Below are 23,354 nucleotides of genomic sequence, written 5' to 3'. Positions count from 1 at the left end.
AACCCGCGGCGCCGATGCGCTCAGAAATGTCATGCCAGCCCGCCGCGGGCCGCCGCGCTAGAGCTGCAGGTTGACCTGGACGCCGGGCGTGCCGGGCGCCGTTTGCGCGACCACGACGATGCGCTCCTCGAGCCGCTGGAAATGCAGGTCCACCCGCGCGTGGCCCACCTGCAGCCGCTGCACGTGCAGCTGGTCGATGTCGGCCGGCAGCCGCGGCTGCACGATCTTCACCTCGCGCCGGATGCCGTCCACCTGCAGGCCCAGGCAGGCCTGCAGCAGCATGAACACCGAGCCCGCGGCCCAGGCCTGCGGCAGGCATGCCACCGGATAGGCCACGGGCGACTGGCCCGGCTCGCGGTCGAAGCCGCAGAACAGTTCCGGCAGCCGCATGCCGAAGTGCGTGGCCGACTCGAACAGGTTGTCCAGGATGCGCACCACGCCCTCGCGCTCGCCGTAGCGCGCGAGGCCGGCCGCGCACAGGGCCGCGTCGTGCGGCCACACCGATCCGTTGTGATAGGACATCGGATTGAAGCGCACCGCCTCCGCCGGCAGGGTGCGGACGCCCCAGCCCGATGCGAAGGCCGACGACAGCAGCTGGCGGCCCACGGCCTGGGCCCGCTCCGCGCTCGGCAGGCCGGCGAACAGCAGGTGGCCCGCATTGGAAGCGCGCACGCGGCAAGGCTGGTTGGCACCGTCGATGGCCAGCGCATAGAAGCCCAGGTCGTCGAGCCAGAACCGGCTCTCGACCGAGAGGCGCATGGCCGCCGCACGCTGGCGCCAGCGGCTCGCGCCGGCGTCGCCGCGCCACTCGGCCATGGCCGACATCGCAAGGAAGGCCGCATAGGCATAGCCCTGGACCTCCACCAGCGCGATCGGCCCCTCGGGCGTGCGGCCGTCGGCGTGGAAGATGGAATCGTGGCTGTCCTTCCAGCCCTGGTTGACCAGGCCGCTGGCTTCGCCGCGCTGGTAGGCGAGCAGGCCGTCGGGGTGGCGCGCCATGTTCCGCTCCATCCATTCGCAGGCCGCGCCGAGCGCGGGCCAGATGCGGTCGATGGTGGCGCGGTCGCCGGTGCGCCGTGCATAGGCGCCGGCCAGCGCCACGAACAGCGGCGTGGTGTCGACGCCGCCGTAGTACTGGCCGAAGGGCAGTTCGTCGACGGCGGCCATCTCGCCCTTGCGGGTCTCGTGCATGATCTTTCCGGGCTCCGCATCGCGGAAGCTCGAGGTCTGGTGCGCCTGCCGCGCCGCCAGGAATTCGAGCACGCCCTGCGCCAGCCTCGGGTCGATCCACAGCGTCTGGAAGGCCGTGACGATGGCGTCGCGCCCGAACGGCGTCGAGAACCACGGGATGCCCGCATAGGGATAGGGGCCGGTGGGCAGGTCGGTGGTGAGCAGCGCGAGGTCGGCGCGCGAGCGGTCGAGCCAGGCCTGGAACAGGCGCCCCGAGGCGTGCAGCCGCGAGCCGCGCCGTTGCCGCTGGCGCATGCGCCAGCGCGCGAGCACGCTGGCCTCGCGGAAGCGCTGGGCGCCGGGCCGCGCGGGTGCCGTGCCCACCTCCAGGTAGAGCGTCCAGTGGCCGCGCGCGGCCAGCGGCACGGCGAATGCGGCGGTGCCCGCGTCCAGGCGCTGCGGCGCCTCGGAAAAATCGATGCAGGCCAGCCGCGTGACGGTGTCCAGTCCCTGGTAGCGCAGCACCACGCCCTGCGCACCGACCTCGGGCGGGCCGATCTCGCCGCGCCGCGCGCGCCGCTGGCCGCGCACCTCGAACATGTCGCGGAAGTCGGCGCCGAACTGCAACGTGAGCGGCGCCTGCGCGGGCTGGTCGCCGTAGTTGACCAGCCGGATGCGCTCGAACAGCCGCGCACCCCAGAGAAAGCGCTTGCGCTCCAGATGGATCACGCCCTGCGGCATCGACGTCGATCCGAGCACCGGCAGCGGACGGTTGGTGAGGTTCGCAATGAAGAAGACGTTGTCGTGGCTCACGCCGCTGGACAAAAGCGGTGGCCGCGCGCCGCCCAGCCGGAGCACGAAGGTCGACAGCATGCGCGTGTCGTCGTGGAAGAGCCCGTCCACGCCGCCGCCCACGTCGCCGTGGCCGTCCATCACGAAGTAGGTGTCGCCCTCCTTGAGCACGAAGGCATGCTGCACCGCGCGCTCGGGCGCTGGCTCGGCCTGCTCGGTGGCAGGTACTTCGGTGCTCATGTTCATGTTCAGGCGGCCTCGCGGTAGAGGGGCTCGTGCGGCTCCTGCGGCAGGAGCGCGCCGCCGCCGGCCAGGCGCGCGTACTGCTCGACATAGGCGCTGGCCATGGCCTGGGCCGAGTAGCGCCGCTCGAAGGCCTGCCGCACGCGGCGGCGGTCGAGCGCGCCGATGGCGTGCACCGCCTCGACGGCCTGCGCCTCGTCCTCGACGATGAGCCCGCTCACGCCATGCTCGATCACCTCGGGCACCGAGCCGCAGCGCCAGCCGATCACCGGCGTGCCGCAGGCCATGGCCTCGATCATCACCAGGCCGAAGGGCTCGGGCCAGTCGATCGGGAACAGCAGCGCGCGCGCGCCGCCCAGGAACGCGGCCTTGTCGGCGTCGCCGATCTCGCCGATGAACTCGACCAGCGGATCGTCCAGCAGCGGCCGGATCTTCTGCGCGAAGTAGGTCGCGTCCGCCGCGTCGACCTTGGCCGCGATCTTCAGCGGCAGCCCCGCGCGCCTGGCGATCTCGATGGCGCGGTCGGGCCGCTTCTCGGGCGAGATGCGGCCAAGGAAGGCCAGGTAGCCGCCGGGGTTCGGCTCGAAGGCGTAGGGCGTCTCTTCGAGTCCATGCGGAATGGTCGCGAGCCAGTTGGCAAAGGGCAGCGGCTTGCGCTGGTGGCGCGAGATGGAGACCAGCGGAAACTGGTTCCAGCGCATGTACGCGCCGGGCAGGTCCGCGATGTCCAGGCGCCCGTGCAGCGTGGTGAGGGTGCGGCCGGCCATGTCCTCGAAGAAGGGAAAGTGCAGCAGGTCGACGTGGAAATGCAGCACGTCGAACTCGTGCGCTCGTCGTCGCACTTCGTGGAGCATGCAGAGGTGGCTGGCCAGGTCGGACTTCAGCGGCGCCGGGTCCAGCCGCAGGGCCTGGGCCCGCATGGGCGCCAGGCGGGCCCGGGTCTGCGTGTCCGCGGAGGCGAACAGCGTGACCTCGTGGCCCTGGTCCACCAGCGCATTGGCCAGGTGGGCAACGACCCGTTCGGTGCCGCCATAGAGCCGCGGCGGAACGGCTTCGTACAGGGGCGCGATCTGCGCGATCTTCATCGTCAAGACAATCTCCTCGAAAGGGAATGAATGAACAAGGAACAAGGCGAAGAATGGAGGCGGCACAGCCTCCGGCGCACATCTGAGGGTTGGCCCGACCGGTTTCAAGCCCCTTTTTTTACCCCTCGTGTCCCGCGTCGAGCAAGCAGCCTTGGCGCAGTTGGCTCAGACTGAGGCCATGCAAGCCATGACGCCGCCGGCCGGCTCCCGGCCTTCCACACGGCGCGCATGCCGCGCCCGTGCTGCATTGCTGCTGTTGCTGCTGCTGGCGGCGCCGCTGGCCAGCGCGCACGCGCCCGAGCCGGCAACCGCCGTGCCGGCCCTCGGCTGGAGCCTGGAGCCCTGGGTGCTGGCCTGCCTGGGCGCGAGCCTGCTGCTCTACCTGGCCGGCCTGCTGCGCCTGTGGCGCAAGGCCGGCGCGGGCCGCGGGGTCGGCATGCGGCGCGCGGCTTCGTTCGGCGCGGGCTGGCTCGCGCTGGTGCTGGCGCTGGTCTCGCCGCTCGATGCGCTCGGGGGCTATCTGTTTTCCGCGCACATGGTGCAGCACGAGGTGCTCATGATCCTGGCCGCGCCGCTGCTGGTGATCGGCCGGCCGTTGGCGGTCTGGACCTGGGCACTGCCGGCGCCGTGGCGCATGCGAACCACGCGCCTGGTGCGGCAGCCCGCGCTGGCCGCCGCCTGGGAAGTGCTGACCTGTGCGCCGGTCGCCTGGGCCCTGCACGGCCTCGCGCTCTGGGCCTGGCACCTGCCGCTGTTCTTCGAGGCGGCGCTGCGCAGCCAGGCCGTGCACAGCCTGCAGCATGCGAGCTTTCTTGCGACGGCGCTGCTGTTCTGGTGGCCGCCGCTCGCCGGCGCTTCGCGCGCCGGGCACGGCGGCTCGATGCTGTATCTCTTCACGACCATGGTGCACACCGGCGCCCTCGGCGCGCTGCTGACCTTCTCGACCGTGCCCTGGTATCCGGCCTACGGCACCGCCACGCCCGCGCTGGGCTTCGACCTGCTCGAGGACCAGCGCCTGGGCGGACTCATCATGTGGGTGCCGGCCGGCCTGGCCTACCTGGTGGTGGCGCTGGTCGCGGCGGCGCGGCTGCTGCAGGGCGGCCCCGCGCGCACGGCACCGGGCGCCATGCCGCCGAGGTAGCCAGTGCATCAGCCGTTGCCGACGGCGAAGTCGGCTTGCCGCCCTACAACTGGCGGTCCTTGCCTTGCTAATTTGCTGAGGCCCTCATGCCGGACTCACGGTCGATGCGAAGCCAGAAACACACCAAGAAGAAGCGCCGCGCCGGATGGGCCGGCCTGCTGCTGCTGAGCAGCCTCTTGCCGGCCTCGCTCGCGCTCGCGCAGCCCGCGCCGGCCGACGGCATGCCGCACGGCGGCGGTGACGGCGAATGGACCATGGCCGCGCGCGACCATGCGGGCACGCGCTTCAGCCCGCTGGCCGAGATCACGAGCGCCAACGCCGCGAAGCTGCAGCCGGCCTTCACCTTTTCCACCGGCGTGGTGCGCGGGCACGAGGCCGCGCCGCTGGTGGTGGGCGGCACGATGTACATCGTGGGCCCCTACCCCAACACGCTCTTCGCGCTCGACCTCGCCAAGCCCGGCGCGCCGCTCAAGTGGAAGTTCGAGCCCAGGCCCGAGGCCGGCTCACAGGGCGTGGCCTGCTGCGACCAGGTCAACCGCGGCGCCGCCTATGCGGACGGCCGCATCTTCTTCAACACGCTGGACAACCAGACCCTCGCGGTCGACGCGGCAAGCGGCGCCGAGCTCTGGCGCGCGAAGCTCGGCGACATCCGCAGCGGCGAGACCATGACGATGGCGCCGCTGGTGGTCAGGAACAAGGTGCTGGTGGGCAACAGCGGCGGCGAGTTCGGCGTGCGCGGCTGGCTTGCCGCTCTCGACGCCGCCACCGGCAAGACCGTGTGGCGCGCATGGAGCACGGGGCCGGACAGCGACGTGCTGATCGGCCCGCAGTTCAAGCCCTTCTATGCGCAGGACCGCGGCAAGGACCTGGGCGTGAGTTCCTGGCCGCCCGAGGCCTGGAAGATCGGCGGCGGCAACGCATGGGGCTGGATCTCCTACGACCCCGAGCTCGACCTCGTCTACTACGGCACCGGGAACCCGGGGCCATGGAATCCCGAGCAGCGGCCGGGCGACAACCGCTGGACCGCCGGGATCTTCGCGCGCCGCCCGGACACCGGCGAGGCGGTCTGGTTCTACCAGTTCAGCCCGCACGACCTGCACGACTACGACGGCGTGAACGAGAACATCCTGGTCGACGCCGAAGTGGGCGGCAAGCCGCGCAAGGTGCTGGTCCACCCCGACCGCAACGGCCACGTCTACCTGCTCGACCGCGCGAGCGGCGAGGTGCTGTCGGCCCGGCCCTTCGTGAAGGTGACGACCTCCCTGGGCGTGGACCTGCAGACCGGCCGCCTGCGCCAGGACCCGGCCAGGGAGCCGAAGGTCGGCAAGACCATCCGCGGGATCTGCCCGGCCTCGCCCGGCGGCAAGGACTGGCAGCCTTCGGCGTACTCGCCGCGCACGCGGCTGGTCTACATCCCGCACCAGAACCTGTGCCAGGACAGCCAGTCCTCCCAGGTCAGCTACATCGCGGGCACGCCGTATGTGGGCACCGATGCGCGCATGTACGCGGGGCCCGGCGGCCAGCGCGGCCGCTTCACCGCATGGGACCCGGCCGCCGGCAAGGCCGCGTGGACGAAGGAAGAGAATTTCCCGGTCTGGAGCGGCGCGCTCGCGACCGCGGGCGACGTGGTCTTCTACGGCACGATGGACGGCTGGTTCAAGGCCCTCGATGCACATACGGGCGCACTGCTGTGGCAGTACCGGACCGACTCCGGGATCATCGGCCAGCCGGTGTCCTACCGCGGACCCGACGGCAGGCAGTACGTGGCCGTGCTGTCGGGCGTCGGCGGCTGGGCGGGCGCGGTGGTTTCGGGCGACCTGGACGCGCGCGACGGCACCGCTGCGCTGGGTTTCGCCAACGCCATGAGGGACCTGCCCGCGGCCACGCGCAAGGGCGGCAAGCTGTATGCCTTCAAGCTGCCGGACTGACTTCGCGCGCGCCGCCTGCGCTGCCCTCCTGCTCGCGCTGGCGGGTGCGCTGCCCCGTGCCGGCGCGCAGGAGCCAGCCGCCGCATTGCGCGTCTGCGCGGAGCCCGACAACCTGCCCTACTCGCGCGAGGATCAGAGCGGCTTCGAGAACCGCATCGCACGCCTGCTGGCCGACGACCTGGGTCTGCCGCTGCAGTACGCATGGCTGCCCGACCGGCGCGGCTTCGTGCGCAAGACGCTCGGCGCCCATGCCTGCGACGTGATCATCGGCGTGCCCGCGGGCGACGAGCGCGTGCTGGCCACGAGGCCCTACTACCGCTCGAGCTATGTGTTCGTGCAGCCCGGGGCGCGGGCCGAGATGGCCGATGCGCTGCGCTCCTTCGACGATGCCCGCCTGCCCGCGCTGCGCATCGGCGTGCAGCTGGTGGGCAACGACCTGGCCGCGACGCCGCCGGGCCATGTGCTGGCGCGGCACGACGCGGTGCGCAACGTGGTCGGCTTCACCGTGTCCGGCGACGGGCCGCCCGCGCAGCGCATGGTGGAGGCGGTGGCGCAGGGCGAGCTCGATGCGGCCGTGGTCTGGGGGCCGCAGGCGGGCTACTTCGCGGCCCGCGCCACACCGGCGCTGCGGCTCACGCCGGCCGCGGCGCCCGGCGATCCGGACCTGCCTTTCAGCTTCTCGATTGCGATGGGCGTGCGCAAGGACGATCGCGCGATGAAGGCGCGGCTCGACGATTTCCTGCTGCGGCGCGGCGCCGACATCGGCCGCATCCTCGATGCCTATGCGGTGCCGCGCCTTCCCGTCTCGAACGGGGAGCCGCCATGAGAACGCCGCCGCTGCGGATGGCCGGCACCGCGGTGCTCGCGCTCGCATCGAGCCTGGCGCTGTGCGCCTGCGAGCGCGAGATGCGCCGCTTCGAGACGCCGCCCGACAACCGCGCGGCGCCGCGCCCCGAAGCACCGAGGACCAGCGCGCTGCAGCCGGCCGAGGCGCGCAGCGATCCGGTGCGCCTGCCGGTGGGCAACGGCGAAGGCTACGAAGACAACGCCTACAACGTGGCGCAGGGCAAGCGCCTGTACCGCTGGTACAACTGCGCCGGCTGCCACGCGCAGGGCGGCGGCGGCATGGGGCCCGCGCTCATCGACGACCAGTGGCGCTACGGCAGCGAGCCGGCGCAGGTCTTCAGCACCATCATGCAGGGGCGGCCCAACGGCATGCCTTCGTTCGGCGGGCACCTGAGCGAGGACCAGGTGTGGCAGCTCACCGCCTATGTGCGCTCGATGAGCGGCCAACTGCACAAGGACACGGCCCCCGGCCGCGCCGATGCCCTGCAGGCCAACGAACCGGAAGCCGCGCGCGACCGCGAACCCGCGCGCCCGGGAGCGAAATGATGATGGACGCACTGCACGACGTGCTCGCCCCTTTCGGCCCGCAGGCGGGCCATGTGCATGCGCTGTGGACGCTGACGCTGGCGGTGTGCACGGTGGTCTTCGCAGCCGTGCTGGCGGCGCTGCTCGTCGCGCTGCTGCGCGCGCAGCGCGCGGGTGCGGAAAGCGCGCCGGACCTGTCGTCCCTGGGCCGGCCCGAGCCCGGCCGCCGGCGCAGCGTGATCGCGGCCGTGGCGGCCTCCACGCTGCTGCTGCTCGCGCTCATCGCGGCCAGCATCTTCACCGACCGCGCGCTCGCGCGGCTGTCCACCGACGGCGCGCTGCGGCTCGAGGTGACGGCCCACCAGTGGTGGTGGGAGGTGCGCTACGTGGAGCCGCAGGTGGCCGACAGCTTCATGACCGCCAACGAGATCCATGTGCCGACCGGCCGGCCCGTGATCGTCACGCTCAAGGCCGACGACGTGATCCACAGCTTCTGGGTGCCGAGCCTCGCGGGCAAGAAGGACCTGATCCCGGGCCGCACCGCCACCCTGAATTTCCGCGCCGACCGCGACGGCATCTACCGCGGCCAGTGCGCCGAGTTCTGCGGCTCGCAGCATGCGCTGATGGCCTTCTTCGTGCTGGCCGAGCCGCCCGAGCGCTATGCGGCCTGGGCCGCGGCGCAGCGCCGCACGGCCGGCGAACCCGCAGAAGGCCAGCTGCTGCGCGGCCGCGAAATTTTCATGCGTTCGAGCTGCGCGATGTGCCACGCCATCGACGGCACCTCGGCGCAGGCCGTGCGCGGGCCGAACCTCACGCACCTGGCAAGCCGCAGCACGCTGGCCGCGGGCAGCCTGGCCAACACGCCGGAAGACCTGCGGCGCTGGATCGCCGATCCGCAGCAGGTCAAGCCCGGCACCTACATGCCCGCCACCCGGCTCTCGTCCGAAGACATGGACGCGCTGGTCGGCTACCTGCAGACCCTGCGCTGATGAACGACGAACGCGCCATGCAGCAGCAACCCGGCCGCACCCCCGCCCCGCCGCACCTGAAGGACGGCCCCGGCCCCGGCTCGCCCGAAGCCGCCGCGCTGGACGCCACCTGGCGCGATCCGCCCGGGCTGCTCGGCTGGCTGGCCGCCGTCAACCACAAGGCGATCGCGCGCCGCTTCATCGTCACCACCTTCTGCTTCTTCGTGGCGGGCGGGCTGCTCGCGTTCGTGATGCGGCTGCAGCTCGCGCGGCCCGGCGCGCGGCTGGTCGGGCCCGACCTCTACAACCAGCTGTTCACGATGCACGGCTCGACCATGATGTTCCTCTTCGCCGTGCCGGTGATGCAGGCCGTGGCCGTGTACCTGCTGCCCCTGATGCTGGGCACGCGCAGCGTCGCCTTTCCGCGCCTGAACGCCTTCGCCTACTGGATCTTCCTGTTCGGCGGGCTGATGCTCTACGCGGTGTTCGCGCTGGGCGCCGCGCCCGACGTGGGCTGGTTCTCGTACGTGCCGCTCGCGGGGCCCGACTATTCGCCCGGCAAGCGCACCGACTTCTGGGCCCAGATGATCACCTTCACCGAGCTGTCGGCGCTGCTGGAGGCCATCGTGGTGATCACCACCGTGTTCAAGCTGCGCGCGCCGGGCATGGCGCTCAACCGCATTCCGCTGTTCGCCTGGGCCATGCTGGTGACGGCCTTCATGGTGCTGTTCGCGATGCCTGCGGTGATGCTGGCGAGCACCACGCTGATCACGGACCGGCTGGTCGGCACGCACTTCTACAACCCGGCCGAGGGCGGCGACGCGGTGCTCTGGCAGCACCTGTTCTGGTTCTTCGGCCACCCCGAGGTCTACCTGATCTTCCTGCCCGGCCTGGGCTTTCTCTCGGCCATCATCCCGACCTTCGCGCGGCGGCCGATCTTCGGCTACACCGCCATGGTGCTGGCGCTGATCGCCACCGCCTTCCTGGCCTTCGGGCTGTGGGTGCACCACATGTTCGCGGTCAACCTGCCGGAGCTCGGCAAGAGCTTCTTCACCGCGGCGAGCATGCTGATCGCCGTTCCCTCGGCCGTGCAGATCTTCTGCTGGATCGCCACGCTGTGCAGCGGCCGGCTCGACTTCAAGACGCCGCTGCTCTTCGCGCTCGGTTTCTTCTTCATCCTCGTGCTGGGCGGCCTGACCGGCATCATGCTGGCCTCGGTGCCGCTGGACCTGCAGGTGCACGACAGCTACTTCGTGGTGGCGCACCTGCATTACGTGCTGATCGGCGGCGCGGTGTTCCCGCTGTTCGGCGCCTTCTACTACTGGTATCCCAAGATCACCGGCCGGCTCATGAGCGAGCGCCTCGGGCGCTGGAACTTCTGGCTCTTCTTCGTCGGCTTCAACGTGACCTTCTTCCCGATGCACCTGCTCGGCCTCCGGGGCATGCCGCGCCGGGTCTACACCTACCAGGCGGGCCTGGGCTGGGACACGCTGAACCTGGTCGCGACCCTCGGTTCCTGGATCATCGCGCTGTCGGCGCTGCTGTTCGTGGTGAACGCGCTGCGCAGCCTGCGCCGCGGCGCGCCCGCGGGCCCCAACCCCTGGGGCGCCGGTACGCTCGAATGGGCCACCGAGTCGCCGCCGCCGCCATGCAACTTCCACGCGATTCCGGTGGTGCACGGCCGCGATCCGCTCTGGGAGCCGCCGCGCGCCGCGGCCGACGGCAGGCCACCGCCCTTCACGCACGTGGGCGGTCTCGCGGCCCATACGCGCGAGCTGCTCGCCACCACCGTGCTCGATGCGCGGCCCGACCTGCGCGTCAACTTCCCCGACCCGACCATCTGGCCGCTGGTCAGCGCACTGGCCGTCACGGTGCTGTTCATCGGCTCCATCTTCACGCCGTGGGCCGTGGTGTGGGGCGGCATCCCGATCGCGATCGCGCTCACGGCCTGGTTCTGGCCCCGGCGCGCGGAAACCGCGGTGCACCTTCGCCTGGAGCAGGGGCCATGACGGCGCCACGGCGCGAGCTCGACGTCTCGGCCCTGCCGAGCTATGCCTTCGGCCACCGCAGCCTGATGTGGTGGGGCACCTTCGGCCTGATCGCGATCGAGGGCACGATCTTCGCAATCGCCATCGGCGCCTACCTGTACCTGCGCAGCCAGGCGGACAGCTGGCCCCTCGGCGCACCGCCGCCCGACCTGCTGTGGGGGTCGGCCAACACGCTGATCCTGCTCGCAAGCATCTGGCCGAACCAGAAGGCCAAGCGCGCGGCCGAAGCCCGCGACCTGGTGCGCACGCGCGGCTGGCTGCTGGTGTGCCTGCTGTTCGCGCTGGCCTTCCTGGTGCTGCGGGGCTTCGAGTTTGCGGCGCTGCACACGCGCTGGGACCACAACGCCTACGGCTCGGTCGTGTGGACGCTGCTCGGGCTGCACACGGTGCACCTGCTCACCGACACCTACGACACGGCCGTGCTGGACGTGCTGCTGTTCACCGGCCCGATGGAAGGCCAGCGCTTCGTCGACGTGAGCGAGAACGCGCTGTACTGGTACTTCGTCGTGTTCTCCTGGCTGCCGATCTACGCGGTGATCTATGGCGTGCCGCGCCTTCATTGAATCGAGGGAGAACGGGACATGACCAAGCTGCACGCCTCGAAGACATGGCTCGCGCTGCTCGTGGTGCCCGCCTTCGCGCTGCTCTGCCAGACGCTCGCGTATGCCGCGGTTCCCCAGGCCTGCACCCTGCAGACGACGCTGCTGCTGCATGCGCTGAGCATCGGCGCGCTGCTGGGCTGCCTCGCGCCCACGCTGCTCGCGGGCGGCGAATGGCGGCGCCTGGGCAGCGGCGTACAGGCCGGCGGTACGCTGGACAGCGACGCGGCGGCGCCCGCCGTGCGCCAGCGCTTTCTCGCGGCGCTGGCCACCGGCATGGGCGCACTTTTCACGCTGCTGGTGGCGGCGCAATGGTTCGCGGCCTGGGTGCTGTCACCCTGCCTGCAATGAACAGGGCGGCTCTGAGTGCCCGCGCTCACAGGGCGGGGGGAATGCGGATTTCGATCGGATGCGTGCGCTCATGGCGCTGCTGGCATTCGAGGCAGCGCGCCGAGGCCGGCATGGCCTCGAGTCGATCGAGCGGAATCTGCACGCCGCAATCGATGCAGGTTCCGAACTCGCCGGTGCGCAGGCGCTCGCGCGCGGCCTCGATGTCCCGCAGCTCGGACACGTCGCGCTCCACTTCCGCGCCCCGGAGCGCGCCGCGCAGCCGCTCCTCGGCCGCGTCCACCGTGTCCGGCACCTGGATGTGCGGGGTGCGGGTGGGCGCCTCGTCCTCGTCGGCCTTGGCGGCTCTCAGTTCGCTTTCGAGTTCGGCCGCCCGCTCGTCGAGCTTGCGGTTCCATTGCGCTTTTTCAGTGTTGTCCATGGCAGAGTGGCAGGCAATCGGCATGCCCGCCGCGGGCCGCCATCGGAACATCCAGCCGCAGGATTCGAATGGATTTGCAGCAACCGCAACAACAGCACCTCGACGCCGTTCTCCTGGCCGCCTTGCGCGCGGCACCGCGCCGGTATCGCCTGCCTCCTCTGCCGGCCGATGCCGAGACGGCCGTGGCGGGCGGCACGCAGGCCACGCTCGCCTTTGCGATCGAGGCCGCGCGCACCGGGCCCGCACCAGGCATCCAGGCGCTTTTCACCCGCGCGCTGGCGCAGTTGATCCGCGAGGCGCTCGCGCCCGAACGCGGCGACCCGGCGTTCCAGGCCGCCATGCTGCAGGCGCAGGACGCGCAGGTGCATGAGCATGTGCAGCTGTCCCGGCAGCGCGCGGCCGATCGGCGCACCCTCAGGATGGCTATCGATGCCATCGCGCATCCCGGCAAGCTGCGGCGCGAGGCGGCCGGCGCCCTGCGCGACGCGCTGGCCCGGCTGCACGGCCTTGCGGCCGCGGGCGCATGGGCGGAACTGGCAGAGGCCATCGGGCAGCTGCTCGCGCAGGAACTCCCCGGCCCCGGAAATTTCCGCGCGCCGCTGGAAGCGATCCACGCAAGCCCCGCGCTGCGGCGGCTGGTGCGCGGCAGCGAGCTGCTCCGGCGTGAGAGCGTGCAGCGCTACCAGGCGCTGTGCGAACGGCGCGGACCGCTCGCGGGCAGCGATGCCGCGGCCGCCGAAGGGCGCGCATCGGCGCAGCAGGGCCGGATCGCCGAACACGCCGCGGTCGAGGCCTTCCGCGAGATCGCCGGCATGCTGAACCGCCATTGGAAGGGAGCCGCCACCTACCGCGTCGCACGCGGTCTTCGCACGCCGCGCGGCTTTCCGGGAGAAGCGAGCAAGGCCAAGGAGGAGTGGGACGCCGCCATCGTGCGCGGAGGCGATGCGGGTGGCGCCAGCCTCGTTCTCCTTGCCGAAACCAAGGCCTCGCCCGCCGCGGCCACCTCCGACTTTCCGCGCCTGCTGCGCGGCCTGCGGCGCCTTGCGAAGGCCGACGCCGACGCGGTCTACGCCTTTGCATCGGCCGACGGCGAGCAGCGCATCGCCGGCGCCTCGCTGCAGGGCCTGCGCCCGGTCCGACGCCTGTTGCCGCCCCACGTGATCTATTGCTGCTCGGCACCGCCCGAGGCCCTGCCGCAGCCGCTGGGCGCCGCAACCAGGGCCGTGCTGCTTGCCGAGCCCGCGAGCCTGGCCTTCGCGCAGCAGCTCGCACGCGGCGAGGCGCCATCGCATGCCGCACTGGCCCCGGTCTGGCACGCGCTGGCCACGGCACCGCGGCTGCAGGCCGCATTGCACCAGTACGAAACCGCACAGAAGGCACGCGCGGCCATGCTGCATCCGGACGACCTGCTGGCGTCGGTGGCGCACGGCCTTCAGCGTTCCTACTCTTCTTCCTGAGTGGCCAGTTCCTTCGCCACCGCGCGCCGGCCCTCGGGCGACAGCACGTGCAGGGATCGCGCCGGAATCGCAAACTCCACGCCCAGCCGCGCGAACTCACGCATCATCTGCAGGTTGAGGCGCTGCTGCTCGTCCATGTAGAGCCCGTAGTCCGGCGTGGTCACGAAGTACACGACCTCGAAGTCGAGCGAGCTCTCGCCGAAGGCCTGGAAGTGCACGCGGTCCAGCCGCAGCGACGGCCGCGACTCGATCAACCGCTTCACGATGCCCGGTATGGCCTCCAGCTGTTCGGGCGTGCTGCGGTAGCTCACGCCAAACTTGAAGGCAATGCGGCGCTCGTCCATGCGGCGATAGTTCTTCACGGTCTGCTTGAGCAGGTCGGTGTTGCCGATCACGATCTGCTCGCCGCTCAGGCTGCGCAGCCGCGTGGTCTTGAGGCCCACGTGCTGCACCGTGCCCGAGAGACCGCCGACACCGATCGCATCGCCCACCTCGAACGGCTTGTCGACCGCGATGGACAGCGAGGCGAACAGGTCGCCCAGGATGTTCTGCATCGCAAGCGCAATCGCAATGCCGCCCACGCCCAGGCTGGCGACGAAGGCGGTGATGTTGACGCCCAGGTTCGACAGCACCGCCAGCAGGATCACCGCCCACAGCACGGTGCGCATCGACCACGACATCAGCGTGGCCGATGCGCTGACCTGCGTCATGCTCGCGGAGGCGTGGCGCTGCTCGTAGCGGCGCAGCCCGAAGCCGATGGCCCGGGTGAACCGCAGGCCGGCCTGCAGCGCAATGGCAATGAACCACAGCTGCCCGACGCGCTGGTTCCAGCGCTCGGGCAGCTCGAGCATGCCCACGCCGACGAGCAGCGCGGCCAGCACCAGGAAAGCGCGGTTGGTGCCGGCCAGCACTTCGACCACCGTGTCGTCGATGCGATTGCTCGTGTGCTGCGCGATGTCGCGCATGCGCCCGATCATGTAGCGCAGCACCAGCCGCATCGCCAGGTAGGCGGCAAGCGCGGCGGCCACCGCCAGCGCCAGATCGGGCACCGGCAGCCCCAGCAGCGTTGCATCGGCCAGCGTGTCGAGCGCTTCGTTCATCGGAGAACGGCCTTTCCGGGCTTGGAGTGAAGGAAGGTCATCGCTGCGGGTTGTGCGGCAAATATTGCCGCACATGCGAGAGCGCTACCCGGCGGCTCGCTCAGCTCTTCGGACGGACATGGATCTCCGGAAACTTCTCGTCGTAGAAAGCCATGCGGCCCTTCAGCGCCTGGTGCTCGTCGTACGGATCTTCATACGACCAGATCGCGTCGTCGAGCTGCCGCTCGCCCACGTTCAGGCTGTAGTAGCTCGCGGTGCCCTTGAACGGGCATTCGGTCGTGGTCTGCGAACGCTCGAGCTTGTCCGTGCGGACGTCGGTGCGCGGAAAGTAGTAGCGCACCGGCGACTTGTCCTCGACCACCCTGATCACGTCCGCCGAGCTCGCGACGACCATGCCTTCGACCTCGACCTCCATCGGCTGGCGAAGCGGCTCCTCGCGCACCTGGTGGTCGGGCCATTTCTGGTGTCCTGGTGATTTGCTCATTTCTTGGTACTCCTGGAGGGATCGAGATGGTCCCGAAACCAGTCGCGCGCCAGCTTGGACACCGCGCCCAGCGCTTCGGGTTCCTCGAAAAGATGCGTTGCGCCGGGCACGAGCGAAAGCCGCTTCTCGCCGCGCAGCACCGCAAGGGCTTGCCAATTCATGTCGATCACCGGCCCGTCATTGCCGCCGACGATCAGCAGCGTGGGCGCGCGCACGCGCTCGAGCGCGGGCCCGGCCAGGTCGGGCCGCCCGCCGCGCGAGACCACGGCGTGCACCGCGTCGGGCCGCTGCGCCGCGGCCACCAGCGCGGCACCCGCACCGGTGCTCGCGCCGAAGTAGCCGATCCTCAGGCCCGCGGCGGGCTCGTAGTCGCACAGCCAGTCGGTCAGGCCGACGAGCCGGTCGGCCAGCATGTCGATGTCGAAGCGCAGCTCGCGCGTGCGCTCGTCGACGGCCTCTTCGTCGGCGGTCAGGAGGTCGACGAGCAGCGTGGCCAGCTTCGCCTCGTTGAGGCTCTCCGCGACCTGTCGGTTGCGCGGGCTGAAGCGGCTGCTGCCGCTGCCATGCGCAAACAGCACGATCCCGCGCGAGGCCGCAGGCAGGCACAGATCGGCCTCCAGCGTGACGGAAGAGCGCAGCGGAATTCGGAGCGCGCGGCGCTCGAAGGTTCTGGATGGGGGGTCCAATTTGGCTTCCTTTGCGCGAGGCACTTCACACATTGCCCGGCCTCGCCATCGGTCACCTTATTTTTTTGCAGCGGTTCTTCTGTAGGGCGACGCTCACATTCGCGTAGGTGCAGTGGAGCGTTGCATATTGAAAGAAAACTGCGCTGCAGGTGGGTCCATGGCGCCCCGTGCTCATGGTGCGACGCGCTCCGTGCCAGGATTGATTGGCAGGCGCCGCATCGCGTCCCGCAAAAGGAGGCCACCATGAAAGTCGAGATCACGCAAGCACCCGTCGCACAAACGGAGATGCTGGTTCGCAAGCCCGTCGCAGAGGTGTTCGAAGCGTTCATCGATCCCCGTGCGACAACCAACTTCTGGTTCACCAAAAGCAGCGGCCGGCTCGAGGCCGGCCGTGAAGTCAGATGGGACTGGGAGATGTATGGCGCATCCACATCGGTGCTCGTGAAAGACATCGAACCCGACCAGCGCATCGTGATCGAGTGGGACGGATACAGCGGCCGCACGACGGTCGAATGGAAGTTCTCCGCACGCGAGGATGGAACGACCCATGTCGTCATCACGGAGTCTGGCTGGACGGGTGATGGAGACGAACTCTTCAAGTACGTTGCCGAGTCGACCCAAGGCTTCACCTGGACGCTTGCAGGACTCAAGGCGTTTCTCGAGCATGGCATCAAGCTGAATCTTGTCGCGGACAAGAACCCCGATGCGCTCAAGGCAGGCTGGCAGCGGGCCTGACCGTTCATTGCCTCTTGCGGCCGGCGCGCACGCACTGGCTTAGAAAGTCTCCCAGTCTCCGCTGGCGGCGGACGTGCCCGCGATGGCCGCCACTGGCTTGCGCGGCGGTGCAGCGGCAAGTGCACGCCGAGCCGGCTGGACCGGCTGCTCGACACGCGCCTGGACGGGTGCGGGCCTGGGCGGCGCCGCGGCGGGTTCCTCTTCGTCGTCGTCGAGCTTGAAGGTGGCCACCACCTGCGAGAGGCTGTCGGCCTGTTCCTGCAGCGACTGGGCCGCGGCCGCCGCCTCCTCGACCAGCGCCGCGTTCTGCTGCGTCACCTGGTCCATCTGCGCGATCGCCTGGTTCACCTGCTCGATGCCCTGCGCCTGCTCGTGGCTGGCCGCGGTGATCTCGCCGATGATGTCCGTCACGCGCTTGACGCCGCTCACGATCTCTTCCATCGTCCTGCCGGCCTCGCCGACGAGTGCACTGCCCACGTCGACCTTGCCCACCGAATCGTCGATCAGGCCCTTGATCTCCTTGGCCGCCGCGGCCGAGCGCTGCGCGAGGCTTCTCACTTCCGACGCGACCACCGCGAAGCCGCGGCCCTGCTCGCCCGCGCGCGCGGCTTCGACAGCCGCATTGAGCGCCAGGATGTTGGTCTGGAACGCGATGCCGTCGATCACGCCGATGATGTCGACGATCTTCCGGGAAGAAGCATTGATCGACGCCATGGTGTCGACCACCTGCCCCACGACGCTGCCGCCCTTCACGGCCACTTCGGAGGCCGAGAGCGCGAGCTGGTTGGCCTGCCGTGCGTTGTCGGCGTTCTGCTTGACGGTGCTCGTGAGCTCTTCCATCGAGGCCGCGGTCTGTTCGAGCGAGCTGGCCTGCTCTTCTGTGCGCGAGGACAGCTCCTGGTTGCCGGCCGCGATCTGCCCGGACGCCACCACGATCGAATCGGTCGACGCCTTGATGCGCGTCACCACGTCCGTCAGCGTGTCCTCCATCTCGCCCATGCCGCGCAGCAGCCGCCCGAAATCACCGCCGCGCTCGGTCTCGAATTCCTTGCTGAGGTCGCCCGAGGCTACGGTCTCCGCGATGAAGATCGCCTCGCCAAGCGGCTGCATGATGCTGCGTGCGAGCCAGATGCTGCAGCCCACGCCCGCCAGCAGCGCGGCAACCCCGAAGCCCGCCATGAGGTTGCGCGTCGACGCGATATGCCGTGCGAGCTCCGGGGCGACGCCGCTGCCGGCGACCTCCTGAAGGCCCGAGATGCCGATCGCGAGCCCCGTCGCCATCAACAGCAACACGATCCCGAACGCCGCGCCCAGCTGGGCACTGATCTTCCAATTGCGCATGTGCTTTTTCCGTGACGGCCGCCGATGCGGGGCCAGGTTGCCAGGGATATCGGCAGTGCTGCGGCGGAACTTGAGGGTGCGGGTCTAGGCGTAAACCCGGGATTCGCCCTACGAGCGCCCGGCCTGGCGCAGAACGCTGCGGGCCGCCCTGGAATGAAAAAAGCCCCAAGCAGTTGATCTACTTAGGGCTTTTTTGATTTTGATGGTCGCCTGCGGACGACCTCAAAATGATGAATGGTGGCCTGGGGCGGAATCGAACCACCGACACGCGGATTTTCAATCCGCTGCTCTACCAACTGAGCTACCGGGCCTTGGTGTGCAGCCTTAAATTATACAGCGCTTCTGCGCCCTCTCGAAAGATCGACGCCAAGTTGTTTGAGCTTGCGGTACAGATGCGTGCGTTCCAGGCCGGTCTTCTCGGCCACGCGGGTCATCGAGCCGTTCTCCATGGCCAGGTGGAATTCGAAGTAGGCCTTCTCGAAGCCGTCGCGTGCATCGCGCAGCGGGCGGTCGAGGTCGAAGCTCTGGGTCGACTGCGGGCCGGCGTCGGGCACCGGCACGGAGGCGAGCGAGGCCAGCAGCAGGCTGTCGCCGGTGGTGGTGATGGCGGCCGAGGGGTTGATGCCCGGGGCCGGAGGCACCACGCCCGCTGCCGCGCGCCTGGCGTTCTCGCGCGCGAGACCCTGCTCGACGGCCTTCAGGAGCTTCTGCAGCGTGATGGGTTTTTCGAGGAACGCGAAGGCGCCGATGCGGGTGGCGTCGACGGCGGTGTCGATGGTGGCGTGGCCGCTCATCATGATGACGGGCATGCTCAGCAGTCCGGCGGTGGACCATTCCTTGAGCAGCGTGACGCCGTCGGTGTCGGGCATCCAGATGTCGAGCAGCACGAGGTCGGGCCGTGCGCGCTGCCGCGCTGCGCGTGCCTCGGCCGCGTTTTCCGCCAACTCCACGTTGTGGCCTTCGTCATTGAGAATTTCGAAGAGCAGGTCCCTAATGCCCAGCTCGTCATCGACCACGAGAATGTTTGCCATGAGTGCTGCTTGTTGTATGCGCCGGTATCTGCAATGTGTGTAGGGTCCGCCAGCCGCCCCATCGTCTGCGCGCGACGGGTTGGTTTCACGCTCAGGCGGCGGAAGACTTCGGATCTTCGGTGTGAGCGACCGCTGTTTGCGGCTCGCCTGCCAGCGCGAATGATAGCGAGACTTGCGCCCCTGCTACAGCCCCATCGACAACGCGGTTGGAAAGCTCGATGCGCGCGCCGTGCTCGTCCGCGATCTTCTTGACCACGGCCAGTCCCAAACCTGTACCTTTTGTTTTCGTGGTGACGTAGGGCTCGAAGGCGCGCTTGAGGATGTTCTCGGCAAAGCCCGGTCCGCTGTCCTGCACGGTGAGGCGCACGCGCTGGCCCGAATCGCCCAGGCGGGTGCGGATGACGACCTCGCCGGCGCGGCCGGTGGTGCTGGCGGCGGCCTCGGCAGCGTCCTGGGCGTTCTGCAGCAGGTTGTGGATGACCTGGCGGATCTGCTGGGCGTCGCCGCGAATGGGCGGGCAGCGCTCGTCGAGTTCGGAGCGCAGCGCGATCGGCGCGTTCTCGGCGCTGTAGAGCTGGAGCACGTCGGCCAGCAGCGCGTTGAGGTCGACCGGCTTCAGGTCGGCCGCGGGCAGGCGGGCGTAGTCGCGGAATTCGTTGACCAGCCGCTTCATGGCGTCGACCTGGTCGACGATGGTCTTGACCGACTTGACGAGCACGGCCTGCTCGGGCGGCGCGACCTTGCCCGAGAGCTTCATTTCGAGCCGCTCGGCCGAGAGCTGGATGGGCGTGAGCGGGTTCTTGATCTCGTGGGCGAGGCGGCGCGCCACTTCGCCCCAGGCCTGGGCACGCTGGGCGGAGACGATTTCGGAGATGTCGTCGAACACCAGCAGCCGCGCGGCCCCCGGCAGCTCGGCGCCGCGCGCCACGATGTTGATGGCGCTGTCCTGCTGCGGCAGGTCGGTGCCGCTGGCATGCAGCTCGAAGGCGTGCTGCCAGTGGTCCAGGCCGTGCTGCAGGCGCTCGACCTGGAATTCGTCGAACTGCTGCTGCACGCTGTTGCCGAAGTCCGCGAGCCCGGGCACTTGGGCGAGCGGCATGCCCTCGTAGGCCGCCAGCGGCGCGCGCAGCACGCGGGTGGCGCCGGGGTTGGTGGAAAGGATGGTGCCCTTGGCGTCGAGCACGATCACGCCGGAGGTCAGGTTGTCCAGGATGGTCTGCAGGTTGGCGCGGGCGGCGTCGAGCTGGCCCATGGTCTTTTCGACGGCGCCGCGGGCATCGGCCAGTTGCTGGGTCATGACGGCGAAGGAGCGCGTGAGGCCGCCCAGCTCGTCCTTGCCCTGCAGCACGGCGGTCGGCCGCAGGTCGCCGCCGGCCACCTGGCGCACGCCGTCCGCCAGCACGAGCAGCGGCCGCGCGAGCTGGTTGCCGAACAGCACGGCCAGCAGCACGGCGCCGAACACGGCCAGGAAAAGGCTCAGCGTGAGGGTGCCGATGTACATGCGCCGCAGGCCCTCGCGGGCCAGGGCCCGCTCCTGGTATTCACGGTTGGCCTCCTGCACGGCGAGTGCGTTGGCCACCACCGCGGGCGGCAGCGGCTGCGTGACCTGCAGGAAGCGCGGCGCCGTGTCGAAGTCGAAGCCCGGCCGCTGCACCATCGCGAGGGCGCGCACGCTGGCAGGCGGCACGTTGGCGCCCGGCGCCGCGGTTTCGTCCAAGCCCTCGATGTGGGCGATGGCGCGGTCGGCGCGCACCTGCCGCAGCTGCTGGGTGGTCGGCCGCTCGGGGTTGAGCTGGAAGCGCGAGGCGCCGGCGCCGGCCACCAGCTGGCCGGCGCCGGTCCAGAGCACCACGTCGCTGGCCTGGAGCTGGTCGCGGATGCGCTCGAGGACGAGGCCGGCGCTCGCGTCGGGCACCTGCACCAGCTGGGCGCTGGCCACGCGCGTCTTGGCGGCCAGGTCATCCGCGAGCGAATCGAGCGTGGCGCGGCCGAGGTTCAGGCCGGCGTCGAGCGCGCCCTCCACCTTGACGTCGAACCAGCTTTCGATCGAACGCGCCACGAACTGGTAGGACACCACGTAGACCAGCGCGCCCGGCACCACGCCCACGAGCGCGAAGATGGCCGCGAGCTTGATGAGCAGGCGGCTGCCGAACTTGCCCTGGCGCAGCCGCCGCAGCAGCCGGAAGGCGACCCAGCCGATCACCAGCACCAGCAGCACCGCCACCACCACGTTGATGCCGAACAGCCGCACGTAGTAGCGCTCGTACAGCGCGCGGTTGTTGGTGGCCTGGGCCAGCAGGAACATCAGCACCAGGCCGATGGCCGTGACCAGCGCGGCGCCCACGCCGACGGCCCAGCGCAGCGCGCGCGCGCGGCGGGCGGCGGGCGTGGCCGCTGCGCCGCTGCGCGGCTTGCTGCTCACCGCTGTTTCTCCAGCGCGAGCTTGGCGCTGCGCTCGGCCACGATGTTCCAGTCGGCCTGGCCGACCACGCCGATCTGGAACGGACGCGGCAGCTGCGAGGTGTCGAGCCGGAAGCGGAACACGACCTGGTGCTGCGCCTCGTCGCCGACCTCGGCCGCATCGCCCAGCCGCAGCCGGCCGACGCGCTTGACGGCATCCATGGCGTCGGCGAGGCTGTCGAAGTTCTGGTTCAGCGAAACGCCGAAGCCCGCGGTGCCGGTGATGGGCACCGGCGACACGTTGAGCCGCCAGCGGCGCGTGAGCGGCTGGTAGGCCAGCCGCATGTGGCGCGTGACCTGGGCCACCTTGCGGTCGGTCCAGTACCAGCGCTCCTGGAAGACCTCGGCCTCGGCCACGAAATAGATGGCAATGCCCTTGTCGAGCACTTCCTCGACCAGCGAGGGCAGCTCGAACTGCACGGCCGCGGTGAGGTAGACGCCGTCGTCGGCCTGTTCCAGCCGCATCTGGGTGACCGATGGCACGACGCGCCCCTGCGCCACCGCAATCGGAAGCAGGCAGGTCAGCAGCAATGCCCAGGCCAGCACGAGCCCGGCCAGCGGCGCCAGGATGCGCCGCCTGCGGGCCTCAGCGCGGACGTTTTTCAAGCAGGGCGTAGAAGAAGCCGTCGTGGTCACCTGAGGGATTGTCCGGGACGGCGCGGGCATTCGCCCCGCTTTGGGGAAGCAAATGGCCCGGCGACGCCCCCAATCGGGCGTCGGTGTTGTGCGCAAGGAACGCATCTATTTGTTGCGAGCCTTCTTCCCGGAAGACGGAACAGGTGCAGTAGAGCAGTCGGCCGCCGGGCCGGACCAGGGGCCAGAGGGCCGCGAGCAGCGCCGCCTGCTGGACCGCCAGCTGGGCGGTGTCGCTCTCGCGGCGCAGCCAGCGCACGTCGGGATGGCGCCGGACGATGCCCGAGGCGGTGCACGGCGCATCGAGCAGGATGGCGTCGAAGGGCGTGCCGTCCCACCAGGCGGCCGGCCGCGCGGCGTCGGCCACCACCACCCTGGCGGACAGGCCGAGCCGGCCCAGGGTTTCGTCGATGCGGCGGCTGCGGGCGGCATCGACCTCGAGCGCCGTCACCTCGATGGGCGCCGGGCCGGCAAATTCCAGCAGGTGCGCGGTCTTGCCGCCGGGGGCGGCGCAGGCATCGAGCACGCGCAGGGGGGCCGCGCCGGCCGCGGGCAGCAGGCCTTCGAGCAGCAGCGGCGCCGCCAGCTGCGCGGCGGCGTCCTGCACCGAGCATTCGCCGTCGGCAAAACCGGGCAGCTGCTGCACCGGGCGGGCGCGCGCCAGCTGCAGGCCCGCCTCCCCCACCCGGTGGGCCTCGAGGCCCACCGCCTGGAGCGCCAGCTGATAGGAAGCCACGGTGGTCTTGCGCAGGTTGACGCGCAGCGTCATCGGCGGCTGCGCGTTGTCGGCGGCAAGCACCCGCTGCCAGTCGCGCGGATGGTCGCGCTTGAGCCGCTCGATCCACCAGCGCGGATGGTTCCACTGTGCGACCGGCTCATGGTCGGTGGCGGCCACGAGCTCGTCGCGCTCGCGCAGGAAGCGGCGCAGGCAGGCGTTGATGAAGCTCGCCTGCGCGCGCGTGGCGGGGTTGCGCTTTGCCGCCTCGACGGCCTGGTCGACCAGCGTGAAGGGCTCGTAGGGCGCGTGCTGCGCATCCCAGGCCAGCGCCAATGCGGTGCACAGGAGCGCGTCGGGCAACGGCGGCGGCGTGCGCTTGGCCAGGTGGCGGCGCAGGGCCTCGGCGCGGCCGAGCCAGCGCAGCACCTGGAAGCCGAGCGCCTGCACGCCGGGGCGCATGGCGGGCTCGACGGCTTCGAACGCGACGGTGCCCGAGCTGCCGGCGCGAATCGACGCGAGCGCCGCTGCGGTCAGCTGCAGCTGGCGCCACAGCGGAGGTTGCATCGGCGGCGCGGTGCCGGCGGAATGATCGGAA

General features: G+C 70.3%; 21 protein-coding genes and 1 tRNA gene. 10 read left to right on the top strand and 12 right to left on the bottom strand.

The window, feature by feature from the left end:
- Positions 1-57: 57 nt before the first annotated feature.
- Together AC1DMS_RS30175 and AC1DMS_RS30170 are read right to left on the bottom strand one after the other, a co-directional pair.
- Complete coding sequence (locus AC1DMS_RS30175) at positions 58-2,208, bottom strand: amylo-alpha-1,6-glucosidase (protein ID WP_478182085.1); 2,151 nt, start codon at positions 2,206-2,208, stop codon at positions 58-60.
- A gap of 2 nt (positions 2,209-2,210) precedes the next feature.
- On the bottom strand, positions 2,211-3,290 hold the full coding sequence (locus tag AC1DMS_RS30170) for a glycosyltransferase family 4 protein (protein WP_028254060.1): 1,080 nt from the start codon (positions 3,288-3,290) through the stop codon (positions 2,211-2,213).
- A 187-nt stretch (positions 3,291-3,477) separates the two neighbouring features.
- Here AC1DMS_RS30170 and AC1DMS_RS30165 point away from each other — a divergent pair, with 187 nt between their 5' ends.
- The 8 genes from AC1DMS_RS30165 (at position 3,478) to AC1DMS_RS30130 (ending at position 11,696) form a co-directional block, all read left to right on the top strand.
- A complete protein-coding gene (locus AC1DMS_RS30165) occupies positions 3,478-4,431 on the top strand; it encodes a cytochrome c oxidase assembly protein (protein WP_478182087.1) in 954 nt (317 codons plus the stop codon).
- A gap of 104 nt (positions 4,432-4,535) precedes the next feature.
- The gene (locus AC1DMS_RS30160) at positions 4,536-6,359 is read left to right on the top strand and encodes a methanol/ethanol family PQQ-dependent dehydrogenase (protein ID WP_278878008.1); all 1,824 of its coding nucleotides are present in this window, start codon (positions 4,536-4,538) and stop codon (positions 6,357-6,359) included.
- Positions 6,337-7,185 carry a substrate-binding domain-containing protein gene (locus AC1DMS_RS30155; protein WP_436287241.1) on the top strand — a complete coding sequence of 283 codons (849 nt, stop codon included), beginning with the start codon at positions 6,337-6,339 and terminating at the stop codon, positions 7,183-7,185. The genes AC1DMS_RS30160 and AC1DMS_RS30155 overlap by 23 nt, the downstream gene beginning before the upstream one ends.
- The gene (locus AC1DMS_RS30150; protein ID WP_436287240.1) at positions 7,182-7,751 is read left to right on the top strand and encodes a c-type cytochrome; all 570 of its coding nucleotides are present in this window, start codon (positions 7,182-7,184) and stop codon (positions 7,749-7,751) included. The genes AC1DMS_RS30155 and AC1DMS_RS30150 overlap by 4 nt, the downstream gene beginning before the upstream one ends.
- A complete protein-coding gene (gene coxB, locus AC1DMS_RS30145; protein ID WP_436287239.1) occupies positions 7,748-8,719 on the top strand; it encodes a cytochrome c oxidase subunit II in 972 nt (323 codons plus the stop codon). Before AC1DMS_RS30150 ends, coxB begins: the two co-directional genes overlap by 4 nt.
- Positions 8,719-10,707 (top strand): cytochrome c oxidase subunit I, encoded by a 1,989-nt coding sequence (gene ctaD / locus AC1DMS_RS30140; protein WP_436287238.1) that lies wholly within the window; start codon positions 8,719-8,721, stop codon positions 10,705-10,707. Before coxB ends, ctaD begins: the two co-directional genes overlap by 1 nt.
- Complete coding sequence (locus tag AC1DMS_RS30135) at positions 10,704-11,309, top strand: cytochrome c oxidase subunit 3 (protein WP_012745849.1); 606 nt, start codon at positions 10,704-10,706, stop codon at positions 11,307-11,309. The genes ctaD and AC1DMS_RS30135 overlap by 4 nt, the downstream gene beginning before the upstream one ends.
- Before the next feature lie 18 nt (positions 11,310-11,327).
- Positions 11,328-11,696 carry a hypothetical protein gene (locus AC1DMS_RS30130; RefSeq protein ID WP_018903814.1) on the top strand — a complete coding sequence of 123 codons (369 nt, stop codon included), beginning with the start codon at positions 11,328-11,330 and terminating at the stop codon, positions 11,694-11,696.
- 25 nt (positions 11,697-11,721) lie between these two features.
- On the opposite strand, the gene AC1DMS_RS30125 is transcribed toward AC1DMS_RS30130, so the two are convergent.
- A complete protein-coding gene (locus tag AC1DMS_RS30125) occupies positions 11,722-12,114 on the bottom strand; it encodes a TraR/DksA family transcriptional regulator (RefSeq protein WP_412510321.1) in 393 nt (130 codons plus the stop codon).
- A 68-nt stretch (positions 12,115-12,182) separates the two neighbouring features.
- On the opposite strand from AC1DMS_RS30125, the gene AC1DMS_RS30120 reads away from it, so the two are divergent.
- Positions 12,183-13,571: a hypothetical protein gene (locus AC1DMS_RS30120; RefSeq protein WP_436287237.1), complete on the top strand. Its 1,389-nt coding sequence runs from the start codon at positions 12,183-12,185 to the stop codon at positions 13,569-13,571.
- On the opposite strand, the gene AC1DMS_RS30115 is transcribed toward AC1DMS_RS30120, so the two are convergent.
- From AC1DMS_RS30115 to AC1DMS_RS30105, 3 genes are all read right to left on the bottom strand, one after another.
- Positions 13,556-14,671 carry a mechanosensitive ion channel family protein gene (locus AC1DMS_RS30115; protein WP_436287236.1) on the bottom strand — a complete coding sequence of 372 codons (1,116 nt, stop codon included), beginning with the start codon at positions 14,669-14,671 and terminating at the stop codon, positions 13,556-13,558. The two genes, AC1DMS_RS30120 and AC1DMS_RS30115, sit on opposite strands and share 16 nt — an antisense overlap.
- 100 nt (positions 14,672-14,771) lie before the next feature.
- Positions 14,772-15,155, bottom strand: a complete 384-nt coding sequence (locus AC1DMS_RS30110; protein ID WP_436287235.1) for a DUF427 domain-containing protein — start codon at positions 15,153-15,155, stop codon at positions 14,772-14,774.
- Positions 15,152-15,874, bottom strand: coding sequence for a dienelactone hydrolase family protein (locus tag AC1DMS_RS30105; protein WP_436287234.1), 723 nt, complete (start codon positions 15,872-15,874; stop codon positions 15,152-15,154). The genes AC1DMS_RS30110 and AC1DMS_RS30105 overlap by 4 nt, the downstream gene beginning before the upstream one ends.
- 210 nt (positions 15,875-16,084) lie before the next feature.
- Here AC1DMS_RS30105 and AC1DMS_RS30100 point away from each other — a divergent pair, with 210 nt between their 5' ends.
- Positions 16,085-16,576, top strand: a complete 492-nt coding sequence (locus tag AC1DMS_RS30100; protein ID WP_436287233.1) for an SRPBCC family protein — start codon at positions 16,085-16,087, stop codon at positions 16,574-16,576.
- 39 nt (positions 16,577-16,615) lie between these two features.
- Here the strand turns inward: AC1DMS_RS30100 and AC1DMS_RS30095 are convergent, their stop codons facing one another.
- From AC1DMS_RS30095 to rsmB, 6 genes are all read right to left on the bottom strand, one after another.
- On the bottom strand, positions 16,616-17,917 hold the full coding sequence (locus AC1DMS_RS30095; RefSeq protein ID WP_436287232.1) for a methyl-accepting chemotaxis protein: 1,302 nt from the start codon (positions 17,915-17,917) through the stop codon (positions 16,616-16,618).
- Between the two features lie 235 nt (positions 17,918-18,152).
- Positions 18,153-18,228: transfer RNA gene (locus AC1DMS_RS30090), tRNA-Phe, on the bottom strand.
- 18 nt (positions 18,229-18,246) lie between these two features.
- The gene (locus AC1DMS_RS30085; protein WP_012745757.1) at positions 18,247-18,948 is read right to left on the bottom strand and encodes a response regulator; all 702 of its coding nucleotides are present in this window, start codon (positions 18,946-18,948) and stop codon (positions 18,247-18,249) included.
- A 91-nt stretch (positions 18,949-19,039) separates the two neighbouring features.
- Positions 19,040-21,370 (bottom strand): sensor histidine kinase, encoded by a 2,331-nt coding sequence (locus tag AC1DMS_RS30080; RefSeq protein WP_278875505.1) that lies wholly within the window; start codon positions 21,368-21,370, stop codon positions 19,040-19,042.
- Positions 21,367-22,014, bottom strand: a complete 648-nt coding sequence (locus AC1DMS_RS30075) for a DUF4390 domain-containing protein (RefSeq protein WP_012745755.1) — start codon at positions 22,012-22,014, stop codon at positions 21,367-21,369. The genes AC1DMS_RS30080 and AC1DMS_RS30075 overlap by 4 nt, the downstream gene beginning before the upstream one ends.
- Complete coding sequence (gene rsmB / locus AC1DMS_RS30070; RefSeq protein WP_436287231.1) at positions 21,995-23,323, bottom strand: 16S rRNA (cytosine(967)-C(5))-methyltransferase RsmB; 1,329 nt, start codon at positions 23,321-23,323, stop codon at positions 21,995-21,997. Before rsmB ends, AC1DMS_RS30075 begins: the two co-directional genes overlap by 20 nt.
- Between the last annotated feature and the right edge of the window lie 31 nt (positions 23,324-23,354).

Source organism: Variovorax sp. 05T418 (assembly GCF_056396385.1).
Note: the sequence above shows the minus strand (reverse complement) of the source record. Positions and strands in the feature narration are given on the sequence as shown.

Coding starts and splice junctions, on each gene's coding strand:
- AC1DMS_RS30175 (WP_478182085.1), bottom strand. CDS start 2,208: ATGAACATGAGCACCGAAGTACCTGCCACCGAGCAGGCCGAGCCAGCG.
- AC1DMS_RS30170 (WP_028254060.1), bottom strand. CDS start 3,290: ATGAAGATCGCGCAGATCGCGCCCCTGTACGAAGCCGTTCCGCCGCGG.
- AC1DMS_RS30165 (WP_478182087.1), top strand. CDS start 3,478: ATGACGCCGCCGGCCGGCTCCCGGCCTTCCACACGGCGCGCATGCCGC.
- AC1DMS_RS30160 (WP_278878008.1), top strand. CDS start 4,536: ATGCGAAGCCAGAAACACACCAAGAAGAAGCGCCGCGCCGGATGGGCC.
- AC1DMS_RS30155 (WP_436287241.1), top strand. CDS start 6,337: ATGCCTTCAAGCTGCCGGACTGACTTCGCGCGCGCCGCCTGCGCTGCC.
- AC1DMS_RS30150 (WP_436287240.1), top strand. CDS start 7,182: ATGAGAACGCCGCCGCTGCGGATGGCCGGCACCGCGGTGCTCGCGCTC.
- coxB (WP_436287239.1), top strand. CDS start 7,748: ATGATGATGGACGCACTGCACGACGTGCTCGCCCCTTTCGGCCCGCAG.
- ctaD (WP_436287238.1), top strand. CDS start 8,719: ATGAACGACGAACGCGCCATGCAGCAGCAACCCGGCCGCACCCCCGCC.
- AC1DMS_RS30135 (WP_012745849.1), top strand. CDS start 10,704: ATGACGGCGCCACGGCGCGAGCTCGACGTCTCGGCCCTGCCGAGCTAT.
- AC1DMS_RS30130 (WP_018903814.1), top strand. CDS start 11,328: ATGACCAAGCTGCACGCCTCGAAGACATGGCTCGCGCTGCTCGTGGTG.
- AC1DMS_RS30125 (WP_412510321.1), bottom strand. CDS start 12,114: ATGGACAACACTGAAAAAGCGCAATGGAACCGCAAGCTCGACGAGCGG.
- AC1DMS_RS30120 (WP_436287237.1), top strand. CDS start 12,183: ATGGATTTGCAGCAACCGCAACAACAGCACCTCGACGCCGTTCTCCTG.
- AC1DMS_RS30115 (WP_436287236.1), bottom strand. CDS start 14,671: ATGAACGAAGCGCTCGACACGCTGGCCGATGCAACGCTGCTGGGGCTG.
- AC1DMS_RS30110 (WP_436287235.1), bottom strand. CDS start 15,155: ATGAGCAAATCACCAGGACACCAGAAATGGCCCGACCACCAGGTGCGC.
- AC1DMS_RS30105 (WP_436287234.1), bottom strand. CDS start 15,874: ATGTGTGAAGTGCCTCGCGCAAAGGAAGCCAAATTGGACCCCCCATCC.
- AC1DMS_RS30100 (WP_436287233.1), top strand. CDS start 16,085: ATGAAAGTCGAGATCACGCAAGCACCCGTCGCACAAACGGAGATGCTG.
- AC1DMS_RS30095 (WP_436287232.1), bottom strand. CDS start 17,917: ATGCGCAATTGGAAGATCAGTGCCCAGCTGGGCGCGGCGTTCGGGATC.
- AC1DMS_RS30085 (WP_012745757.1), bottom strand. CDS start 18,948: ATGGCAAACATTCTCGTGGTCGATGACGAGCTGGGCATTAGGGACCTG.
- rsmB (WP_436287231.1), bottom strand. CDS start 23,323: ATGCAACCTCCGCTGTGGCGCCAGCTGCAGCTGACCGCAGCGGCGCTC.